The organism is Pantoea sp. SS70 (genome assembly GCF_029866845.1).
GTDB lineage: Bacteria > Pseudomonadota > Gammaproteobacteria > Enterobacterales > Enterobacteriaceae > Pantoea > Pantoea leporis.
The window spans coordinates 2,173,879-2,197,234 of sequence record NZ_CP117199.1 but is presented as its reverse complement, the minus strand read 5'-3'; the positions used below and the strand labels follow the sequence as shown (position 1 = coordinate 2,197,234).

The window sequence follows — 23,356 nt, the reverse complement described above, 5'->3', positions numbered from 1 at the left end:
ACAAAGGGCTAGCTTATCGTCGCTGAACGGCTGTCCACGGCAAAAGAATGTTGGGGAATAATTAATAGCTTACGAGTATAAGGAGGGCGTTATTTGAAGAGGAGGTCGCCATGAAAGGCGACCTTGGATAAATCTTATTTCAATTCCAGCTCGTTCATTGCGGCAATGCTGAAGCCGCCATCAACGTGTACCACTTCACCGGTGATACCACCCGCCAGATCAGAGCACAGGAATGCAGCTGAGTTACCCACGTCTTCGATGGTAACGGTACGACGAATCGGGGTAACCGCTTCGCAGTGCGCCAGCATTTTACGGAAATCTTTGATGCCTGACGCGGCCAGCGTACGGATTGGACCGGCAGAAACGGCGTTAACACGCGTGCCTTCTGGACCCATCGCGTTCGCCATGTAGCGCACGTTAGCTTCCAGTGACGCTTTCGCCAGACCCATCACGTTGTAGTTCGGGATGGCGCGCTCTGCACCCAGGTAAGACAGGGTCAGCAGGGCAGAATTCGGGTTCAGCATTGCACGGCACTCTTTCGCCATCGCCACAAAGCTGTACGCGCTAATGTCGTGAGCGATCTTGAAGCCTTCACGGGTCACGGCATTCACGTAATCGCCATCCAGCTGATCGCCAGGTGCGAAACCGATGGAGTGAACGAAACCGTCAAATTTCGGCCAGGTTTTTGCCAGTTCGGTGAACAGCGCAGTGATGCTCTCGTCTTCAGCCACATCGCATGGCAGAACAATGTCTGAACCCAGATCTTTAGCAAACTCTTCCACACGACTTTTCAATTTGTCGTTCTGGTAGGTGAAAGCCAGTTCTGCGCCCTGTTTGTGCATCGCCTGCGCAATACCGTAGGCGATTGAGAGTTTACTGGCAACGCCAGTAATCAGAATGCGCTTACCGGAAAGAAAACCCATAGCTGTAATCCTTTTGGTCATTGTTGTTGGCGGTCGCGGTGGTTGAAAAACAGGCGACCGACGTTAATCTCGTGCGAAGTCTAGCACGTCTCTATAAATGCGGTAAATCGCACCGCGTTTTCGGCGCCTTAACGCTCGCGGCGCCAGGCTTCGGCGGTTAAGGCTTCACCAAAGTGGCTGGTGATCAGGCGCTTGGTGAGATCGTGCAGCGGCGAGGCCAATACATCGGCGGTGCCGCCGCGCTCGACCACTTCGCCCTGATGCATCACCAGCACCTGATCGCTGATGTGCTTCATCATGCCGAGATGCTGCGTGACATAAATATAGGCGATGCCGTGCTTCTCCTGCAGTTCCAGCATCAGGTTTACCAGCTGTGAACGCATGGTCATATCCAGCGAGGCGAGGGCTTCATCGGCGACGATCACTTTTGGCTGCAGAATCAGCGCTCGCGCCAGCGCCAGACGCTGCTTCTGGCCCGGCGCCAGCATGTGCGGATAGTATCCGGCGTGGTCGCGCAGCAAACCGACCTGACGCAGCGTGGCGATAATGCGTTTTTCACGCGCGTCATCATCCAGCTCGGTATTCAGGCGCAGCGGGAAATCGAGTATCTGGCTGATGCGCTGGCGCGGATTCAGCGAGGTTGAGGGATCCTGAAAAATCATGCGAATGCGCTGGCTGCGATAACCATAATCACCGTACTCCAGTGGATGATCGTCAATCAGCATCTCGCCCTCGCTCGGCTCGACCATGCCGCTGAGCATTTTTGCCAGCGTCGATTTTCCCGAACCGTTTTCACCAATCACCGCCAGCGTCTGTTTTTCACGCAGGGTAAAACTGACGCCTTTCACCGCCTCAACGTGCTGACGACGGAACAAACCGGTGCGATAGCGGTAGGTTTTACTCAGGTTGCGCACTTCCAGCAGCGTTTCCATGTTTACTGGCTCTCCATATTCAGCGGGAAGTGACAAGCAAACAGATGCGCTTTATTGCCGGTCAGGCGCGGTGTTTCGATGCATTTACGCTGCGCATACGGGCAGCGCGGCCCCAGACGACAGCCAATTGGCAGATGTTCCAGTGAAGGAATAGCGCCAGAAAGCGTGTTGAGGCGGCTTTTGTGCGGCAGCGCGCTACCGAAATCGGGCATCGCCCGGATCAGCGCCTGCGTGTAAGGATGATGCGGTGACTCCATTAACTCTTCGCTTTGCGCGATCTCCACCGTCTGGCCGCAATACATCACATTAATGCGGTCGGCCCAATGGCTCATGGTGCGCAGATCGTGGCTGATCAGCAAAATAGTGGTGTTATTATTCTGATTGAGGCGGCTCAGCAGGCGGAAAATTTGCGCCTGCGTGGTCGGCTCCATCGCATTGGTTGGTTCATCGGCGATCAGCAAACGCGGCTGATTGGCCAGCGCGATGGCGATCATCACCTTTTGGCATTCGCCGTCGGTGAGTTCATACGGGAAACTGCGCATGATGTCTTTATGATCTTTGATGCCGACGCGATGCAGCAGCTCAATGGCGCGCACTTTGCGCCAGAACCACAGCCGTTTATACCAGCGGCCTTTGTGCGTCCAACGCGGAATCGCCTGCATCAGCTGGCGACCAATACTTTCTGACGGATCAAGACAGGATTGCGGCTCCTGAAAAATCATCGACACGTTATGGCCGACGATCCGACGGCGTTCGCGCGGTGACAGGCGCAGCAGATCAATATCATCAAACACCATGCGATCGGCGGTGACGCGCCAGTTATCTTTGGTGACGCCGCAAATTGCTTTGGCGATCAGACTTTTGCCTGAACCCGATTCACCCACCAAACCGCGGATTTCGCCTTCGCTTAGCGTCAGGTTGATGCGATCAACCGCTTTGACCGGGCCGTCAGCGGTCATAAATTCGATGGTCAGGTTACGGATATCCAGTAGCGGCATTATTCAACTCCCGCTTCTACAGCGCGACGAATGCCGTCGCCCAGCAGGTTAACGATCAATACGCTGACCATCAGCGCCACGCCCGGCAGCATGACCGTCCACGGCGCCACGTAGATCAGCTCCAGCGCGTCACCCAGCATCGCACCCCATTCGGGCGAGGGCAGCTGCGCGCCAAGATCGAGGAAACCGAGTGCGGCGATGTCCAGAATCGCCATCGACAGCGAGCGGGTAAATTCGCTCACCAGCAGCGGCAGCACGTTAGGCAGCACCGCATTCCACAAGATATTCAGGTTGCGCGCGCCATCGAGACGCAGCGCCACCACATACTCTTTTTCCATCTCATCATGCACAGCAGTATAGATCTCGCGCACCAGACGTGGGATCAGCGCGAGAAACACCGCCAGCATCGCGTGTTCCAGGCGCGGGCCGAGAAATGCCACCACGATAATCGCCAGCAGCAGCGAGGGAATCGACAGCAAGGTATCCAGCACGTGATTCATCACCGCCGAGCGCATGCCGTGCGTGATACCGGCAAACACGCCAAGCACCAGCGCACAAATTGCCGCCAGCACCGTCACCAGAATCGCCGATCCCACGGTCGGCGCTACGCCGCTTAGCAGGCGGCTCAGCACATCGCGGCCTAAATCGTCGGTGCCGAGGAAGAAGGAGACATCGCCGTAGCGCGACCACGATGGCGGCAGCAACTGATAACCGAGGAATTGCTGATCGATGCCATACGGCGCCAGCAGGCCGCCAAACAGGCACAGGAACAGCAGCAGGCCAAAGCCGTACAAGCCGACCATGCCGCTGGTATCACGATACAAGCGCTGCCAGCTGCGACGCAGCGTGCTGGGCAGCCGCTTCTCGTCGTAGACATTATCTAAGGGCATACCATTCCTTATGTTTCAGCGGGTTAAGCGCCGCACCCAGAATATCGGATAACACGCTGACCAGAATCACCAGACCTCCCACCACCATCACGCCAGCGGAAATCGCCGCGTAATCCTGCTGGCGAATGGCGTTAATCAGCCAGCGGCCGAGGCCCGGCCAGTTGAACACCACTTCGGTAATCATCGCCAGCGTCAGCATGGTGGAAAATTGCAGCCCAAGGCGCGGAATCACCGGCGGCAGCGCATTGTGCAGCACGTGGCGGCGGATCACCGTGAAGCGCGACAGGCCGCGCGTGGCGGCGGCTTTGACGTAGTTTTTGTCCATCACATCGCTGGTGCTGCTGCGCAATAAGCGGATCATCTCGGTAGCAGGCGCAACGGCGAGAACGACCACCGGCAGAATCATGTGCGTTAAGGCGCTGACCAGCATTTCATGACGCCACGGCGACGGGCTCAGCCAGGCATCAATCAGCGCAAAGCCGGTAACGTTTTGCACCGGATAGAGCAGGTCGAAACGTCCGGACACCGGCAACCAGCCGAGTGTTAACGAGAAGAACAGCGTAAACAGCAGCGCTAGCCAGAATACCGGCATCGAGAAGCCAAGCAGCGCCAGCGCGCTAATGGCTTTATCCTGCCATTTTTTGCGCATCACGCCGGCGCAAATTCCCAGCGGAATCCCCACCAGTAGCGCCAGAATAAATGCCATTACGCACAGCTCCAGCGTGGCGGGAAACACTTCGCGCAGCTGAAGATCAATCGGCTGGCCGTTGGTGCTGGAGACGCCAAAATCGAACTGCAGCAAGCCCTTGAACCAGAACCACCACGCATCAAACAGCGATGCGCCTTCGAGCGGGGCGTTTGGTGTGAAGTAGCTCAGACTGAAGCTCACCAGCGACAGCAAAAACAGGGTGATGAGCAGCAGCACCACGCGACGCAGAATATAGATAATCATGCTTACTCCTCGCTGCTCTCATCGCGGTAAACGCCGGCGAACGAAGCGTTACCAAACGGGCTCAGCACCAGGCCTTTGATATCATGCCGATAGGCTTGCAAACGCAGCGATGACGCCAGCGGCAACACCGGCAACTCCTGCGCCAAAATCTGCTGCGCCTTGTCATAGCTGTCAATGCGCGCCGATAGCTGCTGGGACAACAGTGCATGCTGCAAAGCCTCATCAAAGGCGGGCGAGCACCAGTGTGCGTAGTTGGTTTGCGAACGGATCGCCGCGCAGCTTAACAGCGGACGGAAGAAACTGTCGGGATCGTTACTGTCGGTTGCCCAGCCGGTGAGCGTGAGGTCATGGTTCATCTCCATCAACTGCGCTTCCTGGAAGCGGCCTTCCACCGGCGCGATAGTGACGCGCACGCCAACCTGAGCCAAATCCGCTTGCAACAATTCAGCGGTTTTTAACGGGCTGGGATTCCACGACTGCGAGGAAGAGGGCACCACTAAACGTAAATGCAAATCTTCCAGCCCCAGCGCTTTCAACTCTTCACGCGCCTTAGCCGGATTGTATTCGGTGACGCGCGCATCGTTGTCATACGCCCAGGACGCACGCGGTAAAATGGAGGCGGCAGTTTCAGCGGTGCCGTAATAGATCGACTCCATCAGGCGTTCGTTATTGATCGCCAGCGCCAGCGCGTGACGCACTTCCGGGCGATCCAGTGGCGGTTTGCGCGTGTTGAACGCCAGATAGGCGATGTTCATGCCGGGACGCAGCGTCATGCGCAGGCGCGGATCGTCACGCAAAATGCTCAGCTGGCTGGCGGCGGGATAGGCCAGCACATCGCATTCGCCGGTCAGCAGTTTGGATAACCTTCCGGTGCCGCCAACGCCCAAATCGATCACCACCTGCTGCAGACGCGGCACGCCTTTCCAGTACTGCGGATTACGCGCCAGGCGGAGATATTGCCCGGTACGGTATTCGCTCAACTGGAACGGGCCGGTGCCGACCGGTTCGCGGTCCAGCTGTTCCTGCTGGCCTTTAGCGCTGAGTTTATTGGCGTACTCCTGCGACAAAATCGGCGCGTAATGCGTCGCGATATGCCACAAGAATGAGGCGTCCGGGCTGTTCAGGCGGATTTCAACGGTATCGCTATCCAGCTTTTTCACACTCTGCACCGAATCGGCAAACTGCAGGCTATCAAAATAGGGATAGCTGCCGCCGTTGACGTTGTGCCACGGATGCTTGCGATCAAACATGCGTGCAAAGCTGAACACCACATCATCGGCGTTCATTTTCCGCGTCGGTTTAAACCAGTTGGTGTGCTGGAAGGCGACATCTTTACGCAGGTGAAAACGGTAGGTTGCGCCGTTATCACGCACTTCCCAGCTCTGGGCGAGGTCGGGAATCAGCCGATAAGTATAAGGATCCACGTCCAGCAGCCGGTCATACAGCTGCGCCGCCAGCGTATCAACGACTAAGCCGCTGCTAACCATTTGTGGATTGAAGGTATTAACCGTGCCGTTAACGCAATAGACAAAACCGCTGTTGCGGATGTTGTCCGTTGGCGCGGCCCACGCTGACGCGCTCATCATGCTGAGACCCAGCAGCAGAGAGGGGAATAATTTTGGCATAGAACTCAACGATTCTGAGGCAATAGCGTGAGTGTATCTTAAACGCCACGTACTCCCCAAATTCGCGACGCTTCTGCTGTGTTTTTCGCCAAACTGGCGATGGGGTAATCACAATCTCTGTGTGGAGATGAGAAAAATTCTCAATTAGGGGTTTACAGATGATAATAAGAATGATTATTATTATTCTGCGCTTCGACGGTGGCTCTACCGAAGAAGAGCACGACATTGCTCACATTGCTTCCAGTATTAGTTGCCCGCGTTAACCCGCGGGCCTTTTTTCGTCCTGTTTCGAGCGGCTGCCGCGTTGGCTGCGCTCGTCCACCCTGGTCACATACTTATGTATGCTCCCAGGGATGTCCTCGCTTGCCGCCTTGCATCCACTCGAAACAGTTAGAAAAAAACACCGTGCGATTTGCTTTAAAAAAGAAAAATCAAATGAATACGTATAGGCGACGTTTATGGCGATTTGGCTAATCCTCGTCGCGTGCCTGAATACCGTGCTTTTTCATCATGGCGCGCAACTGATGGTACGTCACACGCAATAACTCGGCGGCGCGGCGCTGGTTGTATTTGGCTTGTTGCAAACTCGCTTCAACCAACTCGCGTTCCTGTTGATTTTGCCACTGACGCAAATCCAGCGGCAGGGAAGGCAAGGCAGATACGTCCGCCTGGGCAATGACGTCGGCGTGCGGCGTGCGGGGGGCGAACGGGTTAATGATAATGTTATCCAGCTCATCGTCGGCGCTGTGATGGCGATAAACCGAGCGCTCGACCACGTTCTTCAGTTCACGCACGTTGCCGGGCCAGCTGTGATTCAGCAACGTCAGCTGGGCGCGATCGCTGAAGCCAGGGAAAAGCGGCAAGCCCAGTTCGCGGCACATCTGAATGGCGAAATGGTTGGCCATCACCAGTATGTCGCTGCGGCGTTCACGCAGCGGCGGCAGCTGCACCACATCAAAGGCGAGGCGATCGAGCAGGTCGGCGCGGAATTTACCGGCGGCGGCAAGCGCCGGCAGATCTTCATTGGTGGCGCACACCAAACGCACATTCACCTGCAAAGATTGATTACCGCCAACGCGTTCCAGCTGTCCGTATTCAATCACGCGCAGCAATTTCTCCTGCACCAGCATCGGCGCGGTGGCGAGTTCATCCAGAAACAGCGTGCCGCCATCAGCGCGTTCGAAGCGTCCCAGATGACGTTTTTGCGCCCCGGTAAACGCGCCAGCTTCATGACCGAAGAGTTCGGAGTCGAGCAGGTTTTCATTTAGCGCGGCGCAGTTCAGCGAAACAAACGGACCTTCCCAGCGGTTTGACAAATAATGCAGGCGGCTGGCAATCAGCTCTTTGCCGGTGCCGCGCTCGCCAATCACCAGCACCGGTTTTTCCAGCGGCGCTAAGCGCGAAACCTGTTCCAGTACCTCCAGAAAGTTATTCGATTCGCCTAACAGGTTGTCTGAACTGTTCGCCATGATGAAATTCGCCACTGATTAATCAATTTCACTACCTTAAGCGATGTTCTGGCGGATGTAAAATAAACAAATAGCGTAAAATCAATAAATTAAAAGTTGGCACGCGAATTGTATTAGTGAAGAGCGCCTCGCGCACCTACACACAAAATTTGAGGAACATCATTATGGGTATTTTTTCTCGTTTCGCCGACATCGTGAACGCTAACATCAACTCTCTGCTGGAGCGCGCCGAAGATCCGCAGAAACTGGTACGCCTGATGATTCAGGAAATGGAAGATACGCTGGTAGAAGTCCGTTCAACCTCAGCCCGTGCGCTGGCCGAAAAGAAACAGCTGCTGCGCCGCAGCGAGCAGGCTGAAATTCAGCAGGCCGAATGGCAGGAAAAAGCGGAGCTGGCGATTAATAAAGGTAAAGAAGATCTGGCGCGTGCTGCTTTAATTGAGAAGCAGAAGCTGACCGATTTGATTGCTGCGCTGCAGCAGGAATCGACTCAGGTTGAAGAGACGCTGGACCGCATGAAAGGCGAGATCGGTGAGCTGGAGAAAAAACTCACTGAAACCCGTGCGCGTCAGCAGGCGTTAACGCTGCGCCATCAGGCAGCATCGTCATCACGTGATGTGCGTCGTCAGCTCGACAGCGGCAAGATTGATGATGCGATGGCACGCTTCGAATCCTTTGAACGTCGCATCGATCACATGGAAGCAGAAGCAGAAAGCCAGCGTTTTGGTAAACCAAAAGGTTTGGATCAGGAGTTCGCCGAGCTGAAAGCCGATGATGAAATCAGCCAGCAGCTGGCCGCGCTGAAAGCTAAAATGAACCGCCCTGAGTGATCGCCACGGGCCTGATTGCGGGCCCGAGTTAAAAATGGTGTTAGTGATTAAGGAGAGTCAATGAGCGCACTTTTTTTAGCCATACCTTTAACGATTTTCGTGCTGTTTGTCGCACCAATTTGGTTATGGCTGCATTACAGCAACAAACGCAACGGCGGCGCCGATCTATCGTCGAGTGACCTGCAGCGTTTGCAACAAATTACCCAGGATGCTCGCCGCATGCGTGAACGTGTTGAAGCACTGGAAGCCATTTTGGATGCCGAACATCCAAACTGGAGGCAACCATGATGAATGGCCGTAAATTGTGGCGCATTCCGCAGCAGGGCAAAGTACGCGGCGTTTGCGCGGGTATCGCCGAGTACCTCGACATTCCGGTGCGCTTGCTGCGTGTGATTGTGGTGCTGTCGCTGTTCCTTGGGCTGTTTATGTTCACCATCGTCGCCTATTTTATTCTGGGCTTTGTGCTGGACGAGAAACCCGTTGATGCGACATCTGAACGGGCACCCAGCGCACGTGAACTGCTCGACGAGCTGGAAACAACGCTGCAAAGCGATGAGCGAAAGGTGCGTGAAGTTGAACGCTACGTCACTTCAGAGACGTTTAGCGTGCGCAGCCGCTTTCGCCAGATCTAAATTCCCGGGCTTTCAGGCCCACTTCTTCTATTGTGATAAGAGGCTCTATGCAAACTCAACGTTTTACTGCTCTGCGCCGTCGCGCGACACCTGCGTTGATGTCGGCGGGGAAATTTATCATCATTAGTGCAGTAACTTACGGGCCCGGCGGTATCGCTGGCTGGGCGGTGAAATCGGTGGCGCGCCGTCCGCTGCGCCTGTTGCTGGCGGCCGCCCTGGAACCGTTGCTGAGCAAAGCGTTTAAACGCTTATCGGCACGATTCATCAGGGAGAACGATGAAAAGACTGCAAAATGAATTTGTGGCGTTGATGAACCGCGGTGTTGACCGGCATCTGCGCCTGGCTGTAACCGGTTTAAGCCGTAGCGGCAAAACCGCGTTTATCACTTCGCTGGTTAACCAGCTTCTCAATGTTCACAGCGGCGCACGTTTGCCGCTGTTTTCCGTGGTGCGCGAAGATCGCCTGCTGGGCGTCAAGCGCGTGCCGCAGCGTGAACTCGGCACGCCGCGTTTCACCTACGACGAAGGTCTGGCGCAACTGTACGGCACGCCGCCGATGTGGCCGACGCCGACGCGTGGTGTGAGCGAAATGCGTCTGGCGCTGCGCTATCGTCCGGATGAATCGCTGCTGCGCCATTTCAAAGATACCGCCACGCTCTACCTTGAAATTGTCGATTACCCCGGCGAATGGCTGCTGGATCTGCCGATGCTGGCGCAGGATTATCTCAGCTGGTCACGCCAGATGGTGGGCTTGCTGCAGGGCGATCGCGCGGGCTGGTCAGCGCAATGGCGCAGCTTGTGCGCCGATCTCGATCCTTTTGCGCCCGCCGATGAAAATCGTCTGGCAGCCATTGCCGCTGCCTGGACCGATTATCTGCACCAATGCAAAAGCGAAGGCTTGCACTTTATCCAGCCGGGCCGCTTTGTATTGCCGGGCGATATGGCCGGCGCGCCCGCGCTGCAGTTCTTCCCGTGGCCGCAGGTCGACGAGATGCAGGTTAGCAAGCTGGCGCAAGCGCCAGCAGGCAGCAACTTCGCCATGCTGCAGCAGCGTTTCAACTATTACTGCCAGCACGTGGTGAAAGGATTCTATAAAAATCATTTCCTGCGTTTCGATCGCCAAATCGTGCTGGTAGATTGTCTGCAACCGCTTAACAGCGGGCCGCAAGCGTTCAACGATATGCGTCTTGCCTTGACGCAACTGATGCAGAGTTTCCACTACGGTCAGCGCACGCTGTTCCGCCGTCTGTTCTCTCCGGTGATCGATAAGCTGCTGTTTGCTGCCACCAAAGCCGATCATGTGACTTCGGATCAGCACGCCAATATGGTGTCCCTTTTGCAGCAGCTGGTGCAGGACGCGTGGCAAAACGCGGCGTTCGAAGGCATCAATATGGATTGCCTCGGTTTAGCCTCGGTGCAGGCCACAGAAAGTGGACTAGTTGATCATCGTGGCGAGAAGTTACCGGCGTTGCGCGGTCATCGTTTAGCCGATAATGAAGCGCTGACGTTCTATCCCGGCGAAGTGCCGCCACGCTTGCCTGGCCACAATTTCTGGCAGCAGCAGGGATTTCAGTTTGAACAGTTCCGGCCGCAGCAGCTGGATGTCGATCGCCCGCTGCCGCACATTCGCATGGATGCCGCGCTGGAGTTTTTATTGGGAGATAAATTGCGATGAGCGACGAAACACCTTTGAAAGGACGCATTGATTTTGCCCGTCCGCTGACGGTTGAAGCGGAAAAACCGCTGCGCGCCGCACAAACCTTTAGCGCGGACAGCGAGAAAGCCTTTCTCGCCACGGCGGAAGCCGAGCCGTTGGAAGAGGGCGAAGGCGAAAAAGTGGTGGAAGCCGCGCTGCGGCCGAAGCGCAGCCTGTGGCGTAAAATGGTGGGCGTTGGCCTCGCTATTTTCGGCGTCAGCGTGGTGGCGCAGGGCGCGCAAACGCTGCACGATGCGTGGCTGCTGCGCGACTGGTTTACCCTCGGCACCGGCGTGGCGGGCACATTGATTGTCGCCGCGGGGGCGGGTGCGCTGATTGGTGAATGGCGGCGTTTATATCGTCTGCGTCAGCGGGCCGAAGAGCGCGATATTGGCCGCGAATTGCTGCACAGTCACGGCGTCGGCAAAGGTCGTGCGTTCTGTGAAAAGCTGGCGCAACAGGCGCAGCTTGATCAGGCGCATCCTGCACTGCAGCGCTGGCATGCGGCGCTGCATGAAACCCACAACGATCGTGAAATTGTCACATTATATGCCCAACTGGTGCAGCCGGTGCTGGATCGTCAGGCGCGCCGGGAAATAAGCCGTCACGCCGCCGAATCGACGTTAATGATCGCCGTTAGCCCGCTGGCTTTGGTAGACATGGCGTTTATCGCCTGGCGCAATCTGCGGCTGGTCAATCGCATCGCGGCGATCTATGGCATTGAGCTGGGTTACTTTAGCCGCATCCGCCTGTTCCGCTTAGTGCTGCTCAATATGGCGTTTGCCGGGGCTTCCGAACTGGTGCGCGAAGTCGGGATGGATTGGATGTCACAGGATCTTGCCGCGCGCCTGTCAACCCGCGCTGCGCAAGGGATCGGTGCTGGTTTGCTCACCGCACGCCTAGGCATTAAAGCGATGGAGCTGTGTCGCCCGTTACCGTGGCTGGAAGATGATAAGCCGCGTCTGGGCGATTTCCGTCGCGAGTTAATCGGTCAGCTGAAAGAATCCCTGGTAAAAAGTGGGGATAAAGCAGGGCAGGCTGCTAAATAATCAGCACTTGCGTACCTTTCACGCTGCAACTGGCGTGAAAGGTAAAATTATCTGTGTTACCACGCATATTCGGCGGGATTTTTGTTGGTCGCTCCGTTACACTTCCCTTTATCGCCTGCCTCTGGCTGTCAACTTTTCCTGACAGGCCTCTTCTGAGGCGCTGCAAGTTAGCGTATTATCACTAAAATCAAAACCTGACTAAGGCTCATCGCAATGCGTTTGGAAGTTTTCTGCCAGGACCGAATCGGTCTGGCGCGCGAGTTGCTCGACCTGCTGGTTGCCCGCAATATCGACCTGCGCGGCATCGAAATTGCGCCACTCGGTCGCATTTACCTCAATTTTACCGCGCTGGAGTTTGAACCCTTCAGCAATCTGATGGCGGAAATCCGCCGTACACCTGGCGTGACAGATGTGCGTACCGTTTCGTTTATGCCCTCTGAACGCGAGCATCGCGCATTGAGCGCGCTGCTGGTGGCGATGCCAGAACCGGTGTTATCCATCGATCTGAAATGCAAAGTCGAGCTGGCCAATCCGGCAGCGCAAAATCTGTTTACCCTTGATGAACAGAAGCTGCGCAATCAAAACGTTGGCACTTTAATCACCGGCTTCAATTTCCAGCGCTGGCTGGAGAATGATCGCGTTGACGCACAGGCGCAGCATGTGGTGATTCAGGGACGCGATTTCCTGATGGAAGCGCGACCAATTTATCTGGCAGAAGAAGAGGGCCAGAGCGACCTGCCGGTCGGCGCGATGATCACCCTGAAATCGACGGCGCGTATGGGCCGACAGTTGCAGAATCTTACCGTTACCGATGAATCGGAGTTCGATCATATCGTGGCGGTTACGCCAAAAATGCGTCAGGTGATTGATCAGGCGCGCAAACTGGCGATGCACGATGCGCCGCTGTTGATCGTCGGTGATACCGGCACCGGCAAAGATATGCTGGCTCGCGCCTGTCATTTGCGTAGCGCGCGTGGCAAAAAACCGTTCCTGGCGCTGAACTGCGCCTCATTGCCGGATGATGTGGCGGAGAGTGAGCTATTTGGTCACGCTGCCGGTGCTTATCCCAATGCGCTGGAAGGCAAGAAAGGCTTCTTCGAGCAGGCTAACGGCGGTTCGGTATTGCTGGATGAGATTGGCGAAATGTCGCCACGCATGCAGACCAAACTATTGCGTTTCCTCAACGACGGCACGTTCCGCCGCGTGGGTGAAGAGCATGAAGTCCACGTTGATGTGCGCGTGATTTGCGCCACGCAGAAGAATCTGATTGAGCTGGTGCAGCGCGGTGAGTTCCGCGAAGATCTGTTTTATCGCCTGAATGTGCTGACGCTCAATCTGCCGCCGCTGCGCGAACGTCCGCTGGATATTCTGCCGCTCACCGAAATGTTTGTCGCGCGTTTCGCCGATGAACAAGGCTTGCCGCGTCCGCGCCTCTCATCGCAGCTGACGCCATTCCTGACGCGTTATAACTGGCCCGGTAACGTACGCCAGTTGAAGAATGCGCTGTACCGTGCGCTGACGCAGCTGGAAGGTTACGAGCTGGGGCCACAAGATATTGTGTTGCCAGAGCAGGCGCTGGATGTGTCATTGGGCGAAGAGGCGATGGAAGGTTCGCTGGACGATATCACCAGCCGTTTCGAACGTTCGGTGCTGACGCGTCTCTATCTCTCTTATCCCAGCACGCGCAAACTGGCGAAACGCCTCGGCGTGTCGCATACCGCGATTGCCAATAAGCTGCGTGAATATGGGTTAGGGCAGAAGCGCAACGAGAGCGAGTAATAGAGCGCGTGCATCCCGCAACGCTGTTCTGCCTGCGGTCGCCATTTATGGCGTAGCCTGTCAGTTAGGAAAGCATTTTGCTTTAAATTCGGTGCGGGCTCTGACACATCTGCTGCGTCACGGGCCGTCCTCGCGCCGCTAGCGCGGTGCCTTCGGCTTCTACGTTGTGCCAACGGACCGTTCGCGGATCGGCCGTCCTGGCCGGCCCCGAACTGCCTCGCGCATCCATGCGCGAGGCTCCTGGCCCAACGTAAAAGCCTCAGCGCTGCGAATGGCCCTTTTGCCGCAGCAGACGCGCCAGCGCCTCTGGCAAATGAGCCCTTTTCAGCAGCACGCACTGAAGATTCATCGTGGGCTTAACTGACAAGCATTACGCCATTCATGGCGACCTATCGTAAATGTGCATCTACTCTGGCACGCGGATGTCTACCTGACTTCCTGCTCTCGTAAACACTGGAATTTCCCTCAGTGGCGCGGCGACGCTGATGCGTTGGCCGCCTTGATAGCACTCACCATTGCGGGTAATCCATTGTTCACCAGCAGGTAACCACACTTCACGTTCACGCTGCCCGGCGTTTAGCACCGGCGCGACCAGAAGGTCGCGGCCCAGCAGATACTGATCTTCCACTTGCCAGCTCTCTGTCTGCTGCGGGTAGTGATAGAACAGCGGGCGCATCACCGGATCACCGAGCTCATGCGCTTCGCGCATCAGGCCATCAATATAGGGGCGAATCTGCTCACGTTGCAGCAGGCAGCTTTTCATCAGCGCGTAATTCTCCTCACCGTAACTCCATACCTCATTGGGCGAGCCGCTGTTGCACTGCGCAATGCCATCGCGCCAGGTTTCTTCAGGTGCAATTTGTGGCTCGCGGTAACCATGCAAACGCATCACCGGACAGAATACCGCCCACTGGAACCAACGGATCAACAGTTCATGAAACGCCGGATCATGAATATTCCCGCCCTGAAAACCGCCGATGTCGGTGGTCCACCATGGAATACCTGCCATCGCCATATTCAGCCCGGCAGTGAACTGATTACGTAAGGCATGGAACGAGGAGTGAACGTCGCCCGACCAGGCAAGCACGCCGTAACGCTGGCTGCCCGCCCAAGCGCAGCGCACCAGATTGACGATCTCGCTCTCGCCCTGTTGTTGCAGACCTTCATAAAATCCGCGGGCAAACAGCTGCGGATAGATATTGCCCACTTCCTGTACCGGACCGAGATGATAGCGGTAATTATCAAAATCGTAGGCGCGGTATTCTGGCTCTGCTTCGTCGAGCCAGAAAGTGCGGATGCCGTGGTCATAATAGTTGCGCTTAACTTCCTGCCAGACGAACTCGCGTGCGGCGGGATGCGTGGCGTCAAAAAAAGTGGTGTTGCCCATAAAATCAAGGTTCACCGATACGCCGCGCTCGCTGTTAACCAGCAAGCCTTTGGATTTCATCAGACGATAGTTATCACTGCGGCTATCCACCGTGGGCCACACCGACACCATGGTTTCGATGCCCATCTCTTTCAGCTCCTGCACCATGGCACGCGGATCCGGCCAGTCGCGCGCATCGAAACACCAGGTTCCCTGATTTGGCCAGTGGAAAAAGTCGATGACGATCACCGAGAGCGGTAGCTGCAGGCGGCGATATTCGCGCGCGACCTCCAGCACTTCCTGCTGAGTGCGATAGCGCAGTTTGCATTGCCAGAAACCGGTCGCGAAGCTGGGCATCATCGGAGCTGTGCCGGTGGCGCGGCCATACTGACGCACGATCTCAGCGGGTGTGTCGCCTGCGGTGATCCAGTAATCCATCTGATCGGTTACTTCGGCTTGCCAGCGCGTGCCGTTTTTACCAAAGGTCACCTCGCCGATGGCCGGGTTATGCCACAGCAAGCCGTAGCCGAGATTGGATACCATAAACGGCACGCTGGCCTGCGAATTGCGCTGTGCCAGCTCAAGCGTGCAGCCTTTCAGATCGAGACAATCCTGCTGATACTGGCCCATGCCATAGATTTTCTCTTCGGCACGCGCTTCAAAGCGCACGCTCAGCTGATATTTCCCTCCCGGAATCGGTCGAAAGGCGCGCGCATCCAGCTTCAGGGCGCTGATGTATTTGTCCTGGCTCTTTTCGCTGGCACCGATGCCCACGGTGCTGCGCTGACGCCAGAACTCCTCGAGCAGCAATTCGCCGTGCTGATTATAGAAAGCCAGCTGGCCGCGAATATTCAGCGTGGCGGTGATATTGCCGTTACGCAGGCTGAGAGATTCATGCTCGCGCTGGATCTCCACCTCGCAAGCCGCAGGCGATAACAACGCCCAGTCATGGTCGATCAGTTCGGGCTGACAGGTGGCTCGTACTCGCAGGCTATGCGCGCCCCAGGGTTCGATAACCAGCGTCTGACGGTCAAATGTCCAGATAATACGCTGGGATTCGGCGCGTAATTCACTCATGACAACTCCTGTGGTTGTAAAAGGGGGGAAGCAGTGGCAGCCGGTTGGGCTGACACTTTGTGCTGATTGATGGTGCGCATGGTGGCATCGTTAAGTTTGTAGCCGCGCATCGCCAGCGCGCTTAACAGCGACAGCAGGCCGGGAACCACCGAAAACAGCGCCACGATGGCCATCATGGCGGCGGGTTGCTGATGCGGTGCCTGAGCGACGTAACCGCTCAGGCCAAGCGTCCAGCCTACAATCGCGCCGCTAATGGCCATGCCCATTTTCAGTACGGCGAGCAGAGTCGAGAAGACGGTGCCATCGAGGCGTTTTCCCTGACGATATTCACCGTAATCCACCACATCGGCCATCATCACCCACATCAATGTGGTGGTGACCTGATAGAAGCTGGAGACGATGAATGTCATGCCAACCAACAGCGCCAGCGAGCCGGGCAGGAACACGATGCTGATGCTTAGCACGCCAGCAGTAATGGCGCTGAGCGTAAAGGCGGTGATTTTGTTCAGGCGGCGCGTCAGCAGTTTCGCCAGCACGCTACCGACGCTTTTGCCGACAATATGCGCGGCCAGCAGCCACATGAAGAGGTTGGCATCACCCAGAAAATAGGTGACGTAGTACATCATCGCGCCGAGCCGCACCACGCCGAATGAGATATTGCAGAACACCAGCAACGCGACCACGCGCCACTGATCGTTACGCAGCAAATCGCGCAGATCGGCAAGAAAGTTGCCGTGGTTTGCGGGAGCATTGATGCGTTCGCGTGTATTGAGAAAACAGATAAAAAACAGCAGGGTTGCCAGCGTCGCCATTATCGACATTGCTGCGAAGTAACCGTCCAGTTTGTTACCGCCGCCTAGCCAGGTGGCGAGCGGGATCATCAGGAAAGTGGACATCGCGCCGCCCAGCGTGGCCAGGAAGAAACGCCATGATTGCAGGGAGATGCGCTGATTATCATCGGCGGTGATAATCGCCCCCATCGAGCAGTAAGGAATATTGATGGCGGTGTACATCAGCATCATCAGGCTGTAGGTCACGGCGGCGTAAATCATCTTGCCAGTCAGCGACAGGCTTTCCGGCACCGCATAAATCAACATACAGCTGACGCCGAACGGTACCGCGAGCATCAATAGCCAGGGACGGAATTTGCCCCAGCGTGAACGGGTTCGGTCAGCCACCATCCCCATCGCCGGGTCGATCACCGCATCGGCGACGCGCGCCAGTAAAAACAGCGTGCCAACAAAGATTGCGGGCAAACCCACCACATCGGTGTAGTAAAAGGTGAGAAAAATAATGACGTTATCGATGGCGATATGGCTGGCCATATCACCGAGGCCATAACTGAACTTTTCTTTAATGGATAAGCTTGCTTGCATAAAGATTCCCGCCTGTCTTTGAATCGCTTAAGTGCAATTGACGGTTAGTTATAGGTAGCGATGCTGATGGGAACAATTGCGGGATTTGTTACGGGTTTTATGTTTTTTAATTAATGTGATACGGGTAACAAGAATCACAGTAAAAATGCAACAGGACGGGAAGTAGTGCTACGTATCGCGATAAATCAACAGGTTGAAAATTGAACCATCCTGAAGGTGAGCATAAAAAAAGCACCGAAGCGTTCATCATTCGGTGCTTTCTGTTTTGCCTGGCAGGCGAGAGATTTACTTCAGCGCAGCCAGCGCGGCATCATAGTTTGGCTCTTCGGTGATTTCATTCACCAGCTCGCTGTAAATCACTTTATCGTTTTCATCCAGCACCACCACCGCACGTGCGGTCAGGCCTTTCAGCGGGCCATCAGCAATCGCCACGCCATAGTTTTCTTTGAACTCAGCGCCACGCAGGGAAGAGAGCGTGATCACGTTGCTGACGTTCTCTGCGCCACAGAAGCGTGACTGAGCGAAAGGCAGGTCGGAAGAGATGCACAGCACAACCGTATTGTTAGCTTCACCTGAACGCTCGTTAAACTTACGCACCGATGCCGCACACACGCCAGTATCAATGCTTGGGAAAATGTTCAGAACTTTGCGTTTGCCTGCATAATTAGCCAGGGATACGTCAGTAAGATCTTTTGCGACCAGGTTGAAAGGTTTAGCTTGCTCGCCAACTTGTGGGAACTGGCCTGCAACCGGCACCGGATTGCCCTGAAAGTGAACAGTCTGAGACATGCGATTTCCTTTTTTAACGATGAAATATCTGACTTTTGGAACGTCAGAACAGGTATAGCGCTTGTTTATGACATAATTTTTAAGGGTTTACGAGCGCATTTCCTGGCGATAATCGAGCCGGCTCGCATTAAAGCGACGGATTTAAGGAGAAATAATGAGAACAGTGAAGAGTTATCCGGAAGCCTGGCCGTTACATTCGCCGTTTGTTATTTCGCGCGGCAGCCGCACCGAGGCGCATGTTGTGGTAGTGGAAATCGAGCAGGATGGCGTTAAAGGCGTTGGCGAAGCGACGCCTTACGCGCGCTACGGTGAAAGCGAAGAGTCGGTGCTCAAGCAGATCGCCTCGCAGCTGAGCGCGTTGCAAAGCGGCATGACGCGAGAAGCGCTGCAACAGGCGTTACCGGCGGGCGCGGCACGCAACGCGATTGACTGCGCACTGTGGGATCTGGCACGACAGCAGCAAGGCGAAAGTCTGGTGCAATTGTGCGCGGTGCAACTGGCTGAAGAGATTGTCACCGCACATACCATCAGCATCGATACGCCAGATGCGATGGCCAGCAGCGCGCAGGCGCTGTGGCAACATGGCGCGCGTTTACTGAAGATCAAAATGGACGATCACCTGATCAGCGAACGTTTGGTGGCGATACGCAGCGCAGTACCGGACGCGACTTTGATTGTCGATGCCAACGAATCCTGGCATGCCGAAGGCCTGGCGGCACGCTGTCAGCTGCTGGCCGACCTCAATGTCGCGATGCTGGAACAGCCGCTGCCGGCCGCAGAAGACAGCGCGCTGGGCAACTTTATCCATCCGCTGCCAATCTGCGCTGATGAAAGCTGCCACACGCGTGAAAGCCTGCCGCAGCTGAAAGGGCGCTATGAGATGGTGAATATCAAGCTGGATAAAACCGGTGGATTAACGGAAGCGCTGGCGCTCGCAGAGGCGGCGCAGCAACAGGGATTCGCGATTATGCTCGGTTGCATGCTCTGCACGTCGCGGGCGATTCGTGCGGCATTACCGCTTACGGCGCACGCGACCTTCGCGGATCTCGACGGTCCAACCTGGCTTGCGGCCGATGTTGAACCGTCGCTGCATTTCTCTCACGGCGTACTCAAGCCGCTGGCTGCCAGCGCAGCAGATTGATCATCGCTTCCAGATAGACTTCGGTGGCTTCGTCCACCGAAATCGGTGGCATCTCGGCGGTAATGCATAACAGACCGAGATCGTCGCACCAGCTGCCAAACGAACCCGGCGTAGCATAACCCACGCTGCTCACCACCGGCAGCGCGGTCTGCTGCGCCAGCCACTGCGCTAATTCGCTGTGGTGCGGATCGTCAATGCAGGCCAGCGGTTCATGCCACGAAACCACCCAACGCGGTTTGATCTGATGAATCAGCTGGCACAGCGCGCGGGTTTCTGGTTCGGAAGAGGGCGCTGAGCCGGTTGAGAGCACTACATCACGCTCATCCGCTTCGCTGTTCCAGCGATACACCGTGTCGCCATGCTGCCAGTTAGCGGCGGGGAAATTACGGTTGAGATCGACGCCGTTGGCGTTGGCGCGCAGCCCCAACTGACAACCATCGGGATTGACCGCCAGAACAACGTGATGACGCCGCAGCGCGTCCGGCAAGGTGCGCATCGCGCCCGATAAGGTGGCAATCGCGGCATTCTCGTCGCCGTGCGTGCCAGCAATAATCAGCCCGCTTTCGGCATCGGCGGCGGGTGCCGGAAACCACAGCAGCGGTGCACCCAGCACCGATTGCCCGTATTGTTGCCAGACAGCGTCCAGCTTGCCGCGCAGCGGACGTGGATGGTATGACGACATGACGTTCCTCTATGAAATGCTTCCAACACCGCCAAAAGCCTTCTGGCGCTTAAGGTAAAAATGTGACCGGGAATCCAGCCTCAACATAACGGTAAATAGCCTGCGGGGAAATAGCTATATATCAATCAGCAATTTGCGATAAAGTGCCAAAAGTTGCTGGCGACACAATCTCTTCGCGGTCGCCATTTTTTCGCGTAAAGGAGTGGTGATGAAACTAACGTTCCGCAAAACGCTGACTGCCTTAATTGTAGCCAGTGCAGTCTCACCCGCATTCGCCGCCAACGTGCCGTCGGGCGCACAGCTGGCCAGCACCCAGGAAATTGTTCGCCATATTAAAGATGAACCCGCTTCACTCGATCCGATGAAGGCGGTTGGCTTGCCAGAAATTCAGGTGATGCGCGATCTGTTTGAAGGGCTGACCAATCAGGACGCCCACGGAAAAATCGTGCCGGGCGTGGCGCTAAGCTGGAGCAGCAACGACAACAAAACCTGGATGTTTACCCTGCGGAAAGATGCGCGCTGGTCAAATGGTGAGCCGGTTACCGCGCAGGATTTTGTCTACAGCTGGCAACGTTTAGTTGAGCCGAAGAACAGTTCGCCGTTTGCCTGGTTCGCCGCCTTAAGCGGCATTGAAAACGCCGAAGCAATCACCAAAGGACAGATGAGCGCCGATAAGCTGGGCGTAACGGCAACCGATGCGACCCACCTTAAGGTGACATTGTCACGTCCTGTACCGTGGTTCCCGAGCATGGTCGCCAACGCCGCGATGTATCCGGTATCGAAGCAAGTGATTGAAAAAGAGGGCGACAGCTGGACATCACCGGGCAAGCTGGTGGGCAATGGCGCTTATCAGCTGCAGGATCGCGTGGTGAACGAAAAAATTGTATTGGTGCGCAACGCTAACTATTGGGATGACCAAAAATCGGTGCTGACGAAAGTCACGTTTATTCCGATTAATGAAGAATCCAGTGCTACCAAACGCTATCGTGCCAACGATATCGATATCACCGAATCCTTCCCGAAAAACATGTACGCGCTGCTGAAAAAAGAGTTGCCTGGTCAGGTGTATACGCCGGATCAGCTTGGCACCTATTACTACGCGTTCAATACCGAGAAAGGGCCAACCGCTGATGTACGCGTGCGCAAGGCGCTGTCGTGGAGCATCGATCGTCGCATCATTGCGGAGAAAGTATTGGGCACAGGCGAGAAACCGGCCTGGCACTTCACGCCGGACGTTACCGCCGGTTTCACCCCGATGAAGAGCTATCTGCAGCAACATAGCCAGCAGGAACTGAACGCGCAGGCCAAAGCATTGCTGACAGCGGCAGGTTATGGACCGGGCAAACCGCTGCATTTGACGCTGCTCTACAACACCTCGGAAAGCCATCAGAAAATTGCTATCGCGGTGGCTTCAATGTGGAAAAAGAATCTTGGCGTGGATGTCACCTTGCAAAATCAGGAGTGGAAAACCTATATCGACAGCCGTAACAGCGGCAATTTCGATGTGATCCGCGCGTCATGGATCGGCGATTATAATGAGCCTTCAACCTTCCTCAGTCTGCTGACCTCGACCCACACCGGCAATATCGCGCGCTTCCGCAGTGCCGATTACGATGCGGTGATCACCAAAGCCAGCACTGAAACCAGCGTGGCGGCGCGTAACACCGATTACAACAAAGCCGAGCAGATCATCGCCGATCAGGCACCGATCGCGCCGATCTACCAATACACCAACGGCCGCTTAATCAAGCCGTGGGTGAAAGGTTATCCGATCACCAATCCTGAAGACGTGGCGTACAGCCGCGAGCTTTGGATTGAGAAGCATTAACTCCGCACATCCGCAGGCGGTGATTGTCACCGCCTGTCATCTTTGCTCACAGCCTGATGATTGCAACTGGTCTGCGCCACGCTAGACTGTATCGTATTGATTTTGATAGTGAGGCGAGTTCGTGAACGTCATTGAAGGAAAAGCGTTACAAGTATCCGATGCCATTGTGTCCTGTCAGCTGGATGGCGCAGGCGGCATGATCCCCATCGAAGATAAAGACGTCATCAACTGCGAACGTCCCTGCTGGTTGCACCTCAATTACACCCAACGACAAAGTGCGGAATGGCTGCAAAACACGCCGCTGATCCCCGATTCGGTGCGTGATGCGCTGGCGGGTGACAGCATGCGTCCGCGCGTGACAAGGCTCGGCGACGGCTTCATGATTGTATTGCGCAGCGTTAACCATAACGCCGATTCACGTCCCGATCAGCTGGTGGCGATGCGCGTATTTATCAACGATAAGCTGATTGTCTCGACGCGCCGTCGCAAAGTGTACGCCATTGATGCCGTGCTGACCGATCTACAACAAGGTAACGGTCCGGTTGATGGCGGCAGCTGGCTGGTGGATGTGTGCGATGCGTTAACCGATCACGCCAGCGAATTCATCGAAGAGATGCACGATAAAATTATCGAGCTGGAAGATGCGCTGATGAATCAGGAAGTACCAGCGCGCGGCGATTTGGCGCTGCTGCGTAAGCAGCTGATTGTGATGCGTCGTTATATGGCACCGCAGCGCGATGTCTATGCGCGGCTGGCTATCGAGAAGATGGCGTGGATGAACGACGATGATCGTCGCCGTATGCAAGAAGTTGCCGATCGCTTAGGTCGCGGATTGGACGATCTCAATGCCGGCGTGGCGCGTACTTCGATTCTGGCGGATGAAGTGGCGTCAATCCTTGCGGAATCGATGAACCGCCGCACTTATACCATGTCGTTGATGGCGATGATTTTTTTACCGGCCACGTTCCTTACCGGCTTATTCGGCGTCAACCTCGGCGGCATTCCGGGCGGCAATTGGGCGCTGGGCTTTACCGCTTTCTGCGTGTTGCTATTGGTGATGGTTGGCGGCGTGGCGATATGGCTGAAACGGCGGAAATGGTTGTAAGGCATAAAAGCGGATTAAACCTGATCGATATCAATATCCCGCCAGCGCAATCGGGGCAAACTCTTTCCCGCAGGTGAATGCAACGTCAAGCGATGGGCGTTGCGCTCCATATTGTCTTACTTCCTTTTTTGAATTACTGCATAGCACATTTGATTCGTACGACGCCGGCTTATCCGCCGGCTTTTTTTTGCCCGCCTGGCTTGCTCGGCCAACCTTTC

General features: G+C 55.9%; 21 protein-coding genes. 10 read left to right on the top strand and 11 right to left on the bottom strand.

Annotation, left to right across the window (positions count from 1 at the left end):
• Window positions 1-134: 134 nt before the first annotated feature.
• The 7 genes from fabI to pspF form a co-directional block, all read right to left on the bottom strand.
• On the bottom strand, window positions 135-923 hold the full coding sequence (gene fabI, locus PO881_RS10195) for an enoyl-ACP reductase FabI (protein ID WP_007892455.1): 789 nt from the start codon (window positions 921-923) through the stop codon (window positions 135-137).
• 128 nt (window positions 924-1,051) lie between these two features.
• Complete coding sequence (gene sapF, locus PO881_RS10190) at window positions 1,052-1,855, bottom strand: putrescine export ABC transporter ATP-binding protein SapF (RefSeq protein ID WP_110866235.1); 804 nt, start codon at window positions 1,853-1,855, stop codon at window positions 1,052-1,054.
• Window positions 1,856-1,857: 2 nt separating this feature from the next.
• On the bottom strand, window positions 1,858-2,853 hold the full coding sequence (gene sapD / locus PO881_RS10185) for a putrescine export ABC transporter ATP-binding protein SapD (RefSeq protein WP_101764288.1): 996 nt from the start codon (window positions 2,851-2,853) through the stop codon (window positions 1,858-1,860).
• Window positions 2,853-3,743 carry a putrescine export ABC transporter permease SapC gene (sapC, locus tag PO881_RS10180; protein ID WP_101764289.1) on the bottom strand — a complete coding sequence of 297 codons (891 nt, stop codon included), beginning with the start codon at window positions 3,741-3,743 and terminating at the stop codon, window positions 2,853-2,855. Before sapC ends, sapD begins: the two co-directional genes overlap by 1 nt.
• Window positions 3,730-4,695 (bottom strand): putrescine export ABC transporter permease SapB, encoded by a 966-nt coding sequence (gene sapB / locus PO881_RS10175; protein WP_101764290.1) that lies wholly within the window; start codon window positions 4,693-4,695, stop codon window positions 3,730-3,732. Before sapB ends, sapC begins: the two co-directional genes overlap by 14 nt.
• Window positions 4,696-4,697: 2 nt before the next feature.
• A complete protein-coding gene (sapA, locus tag PO881_RS10170; RefSeq protein WP_110866234.1) occupies window positions 4,698-6,320 on the bottom strand; it encodes an ABC transporter substrate-binding protein SapA in 1,623 nt (540 codons plus the stop codon).
• 470 nt (window positions 6,321-6,790) lie between these two features.
• Window positions 6,791-7,789, bottom strand: coding sequence for a phage shock protein operon transcriptional activator (pspF, locus tag PO881_RS10165; protein ID WP_280171735.1), 999 nt, complete (start codon window positions 7,787-7,789; stop codon window positions 6,791-6,793).
• A 164-nt stretch (window positions 7,790-7,953) separates the two neighbouring features.
• On the opposite strand from pspF, the gene pspA reads away from it, so the two are divergent.
• From pspA to tyrR, 7 genes are all read left to right on the top strand, one after another.
• Window positions 7,954-8,619 carry a phage shock protein PspA gene (gene pspA / locus PO881_RS10160; protein ID WP_008106471.1) on the top strand — a complete coding sequence of 222 codons (666 nt, stop codon included), beginning with the start codon at window positions 7,954-7,956 and terminating at the stop codon, window positions 8,617-8,619.
• Between the two features lie 60 nt (window positions 8,620-8,679).
• Window positions 8,680-8,907 carry an envelope stress response membrane protein PspB gene (gene pspB / locus PO881_RS10155; RefSeq protein WP_007888081.1) on the top strand — a complete coding sequence of 76 codons (228 nt, stop codon included), beginning with the start codon at window positions 8,680-8,682 and terminating at the stop codon, window positions 8,905-8,907.
• The gene (pspC, locus tag PO881_RS10150; RefSeq protein WP_101764292.1) at window positions 8,904-9,251 is read left to right on the top strand and encodes an envelope stress response membrane protein PspC; all 348 of its coding nucleotides are present in this window, start codon (window positions 8,904-8,906) and stop codon (window positions 9,249-9,251) included. Before pspB ends, pspC begins: the two co-directional genes overlap by 4 nt.
• Before the next feature lie 47 nt (window positions 9,252-9,298).
• On the top strand, window positions 9,299-9,547 hold the full coding sequence (pspD, locus tag PO881_RS10145) for a phage shock protein PspD (protein WP_007888070.1): 249 nt from the start codon (window positions 9,299-9,301) through the stop codon (window positions 9,545-9,547).
• On the top strand, window positions 9,528-10,925 hold the full coding sequence (locus PO881_RS10140; RefSeq protein ID WP_222182220.1) for a YcjX family protein: 1,398 nt from the start codon (window positions 9,528-9,530) through the stop codon (window positions 10,923-10,925). The genes pspD and PO881_RS10140 overlap by 20 nt, the downstream gene beginning before the upstream one ends.
• A complete protein-coding gene (locus PO881_RS10135; RefSeq protein WP_101764294.1) occupies window positions 10,922-11,995 on the top strand; it encodes a YcjF family protein in 1,074 nt (357 codons plus the stop codon). Before PO881_RS10140 ends, PO881_RS10135 begins: the two co-directional genes overlap by 4 nt.
• A gap of 213 nt (window positions 11,996-12,208) precedes the next feature.
• Complete coding sequence (gene tyrR / locus PO881_RS10130) at window positions 12,209-13,774, top strand: transcriptional regulator TyrR (RefSeq protein WP_101764295.1); 1,566 nt, start codon at window positions 12,209-12,211, stop codon at window positions 13,772-13,774.
• 406 nt (window positions 13,775-14,180) lie between these two features.
• On the opposite strand, the gene PO881_RS10125 is transcribed toward tyrR, so the two are convergent.
• From PO881_RS10125 to tpx, 3 genes are all read right to left on the bottom strand, one after another.
• On the bottom strand, window positions 14,181-16,217 hold the full coding sequence (locus PO881_RS10125; protein ID WP_280171734.1) for a glycoside hydrolase family 31 protein: 2,037 nt from the start codon (window positions 16,215-16,217) through the stop codon (window positions 14,181-14,183).
• A complete protein-coding gene (locus PO881_RS10120; protein WP_277973648.1) occupies window positions 16,214-17,593 on the bottom strand; it encodes a glycoside-pentoside-hexuronide (GPH):cation symporter in 1,380 nt (459 codons plus the stop codon). The genes PO881_RS10125 and PO881_RS10120 overlap by 4 nt, the downstream gene beginning before the upstream one ends.
• Before the next feature lie 285 nt (window positions 17,594-17,878).
• Complete coding sequence (gene tpx, locus PO881_RS10115) at window positions 17,879-18,382, bottom strand: thiol peroxidase (protein ID WP_101764298.1); 504 nt, start codon at window positions 18,380-18,382, stop codon at window positions 17,879-17,881.
• A 154-nt stretch (window positions 18,383-18,536) separates the two neighbouring features.
• Between tpx and ycjG the strand changes: the two genes are divergently transcribed.
• Window positions 18,537-19,523 carry an L-Ala-D/L-Glu epimerase gene (gene ycjG, locus PO881_RS10110; protein WP_280171733.1) on the top strand — a complete coding sequence of 329 codons (987 nt, stop codon included), beginning with the start codon at window positions 18,537-18,539 and terminating at the stop codon, window positions 19,521-19,523.
• On the opposite strand, the gene mpaA is transcribed toward ycjG, so the two are convergent.
• Window positions 19,492-20,205 (bottom strand): murein tripeptide amidase MpaA, encoded by a 714-nt coding sequence (gene mpaA / locus PO881_RS10105; protein ID WP_101764300.1) that lies wholly within the window; start codon window positions 20,203-20,205, stop codon window positions 19,492-19,494. The two genes, ycjG and mpaA, sit on opposite strands and share 32 nt — an antisense overlap.
• 208 nt (window positions 20,206-20,413) lie before the next feature.
• On the opposite strand from mpaA, the gene PO881_RS10100 reads away from it, so the two are divergent.
• On the top strand, window positions 20,414-22,033 hold the full coding sequence (locus tag PO881_RS10100) for a peptide ABC transporter substrate-binding protein (RefSeq protein ID WP_280171732.1): 1,620 nt from the start codon (window positions 20,414-20,416) through the stop codon (window positions 22,031-22,033).
• A gap of 121 nt (window positions 22,034-22,154) precedes the next feature.
• A complete protein-coding gene (gene zntB, locus PO881_RS10095; RefSeq protein WP_137385861.1) occupies window positions 22,155-23,138 on the top strand; it encodes a zinc transporter ZntB in 984 nt (327 codons plus the stop codon).
• Window positions 23,139-23,356: the final 218 nt, after the last annotated feature.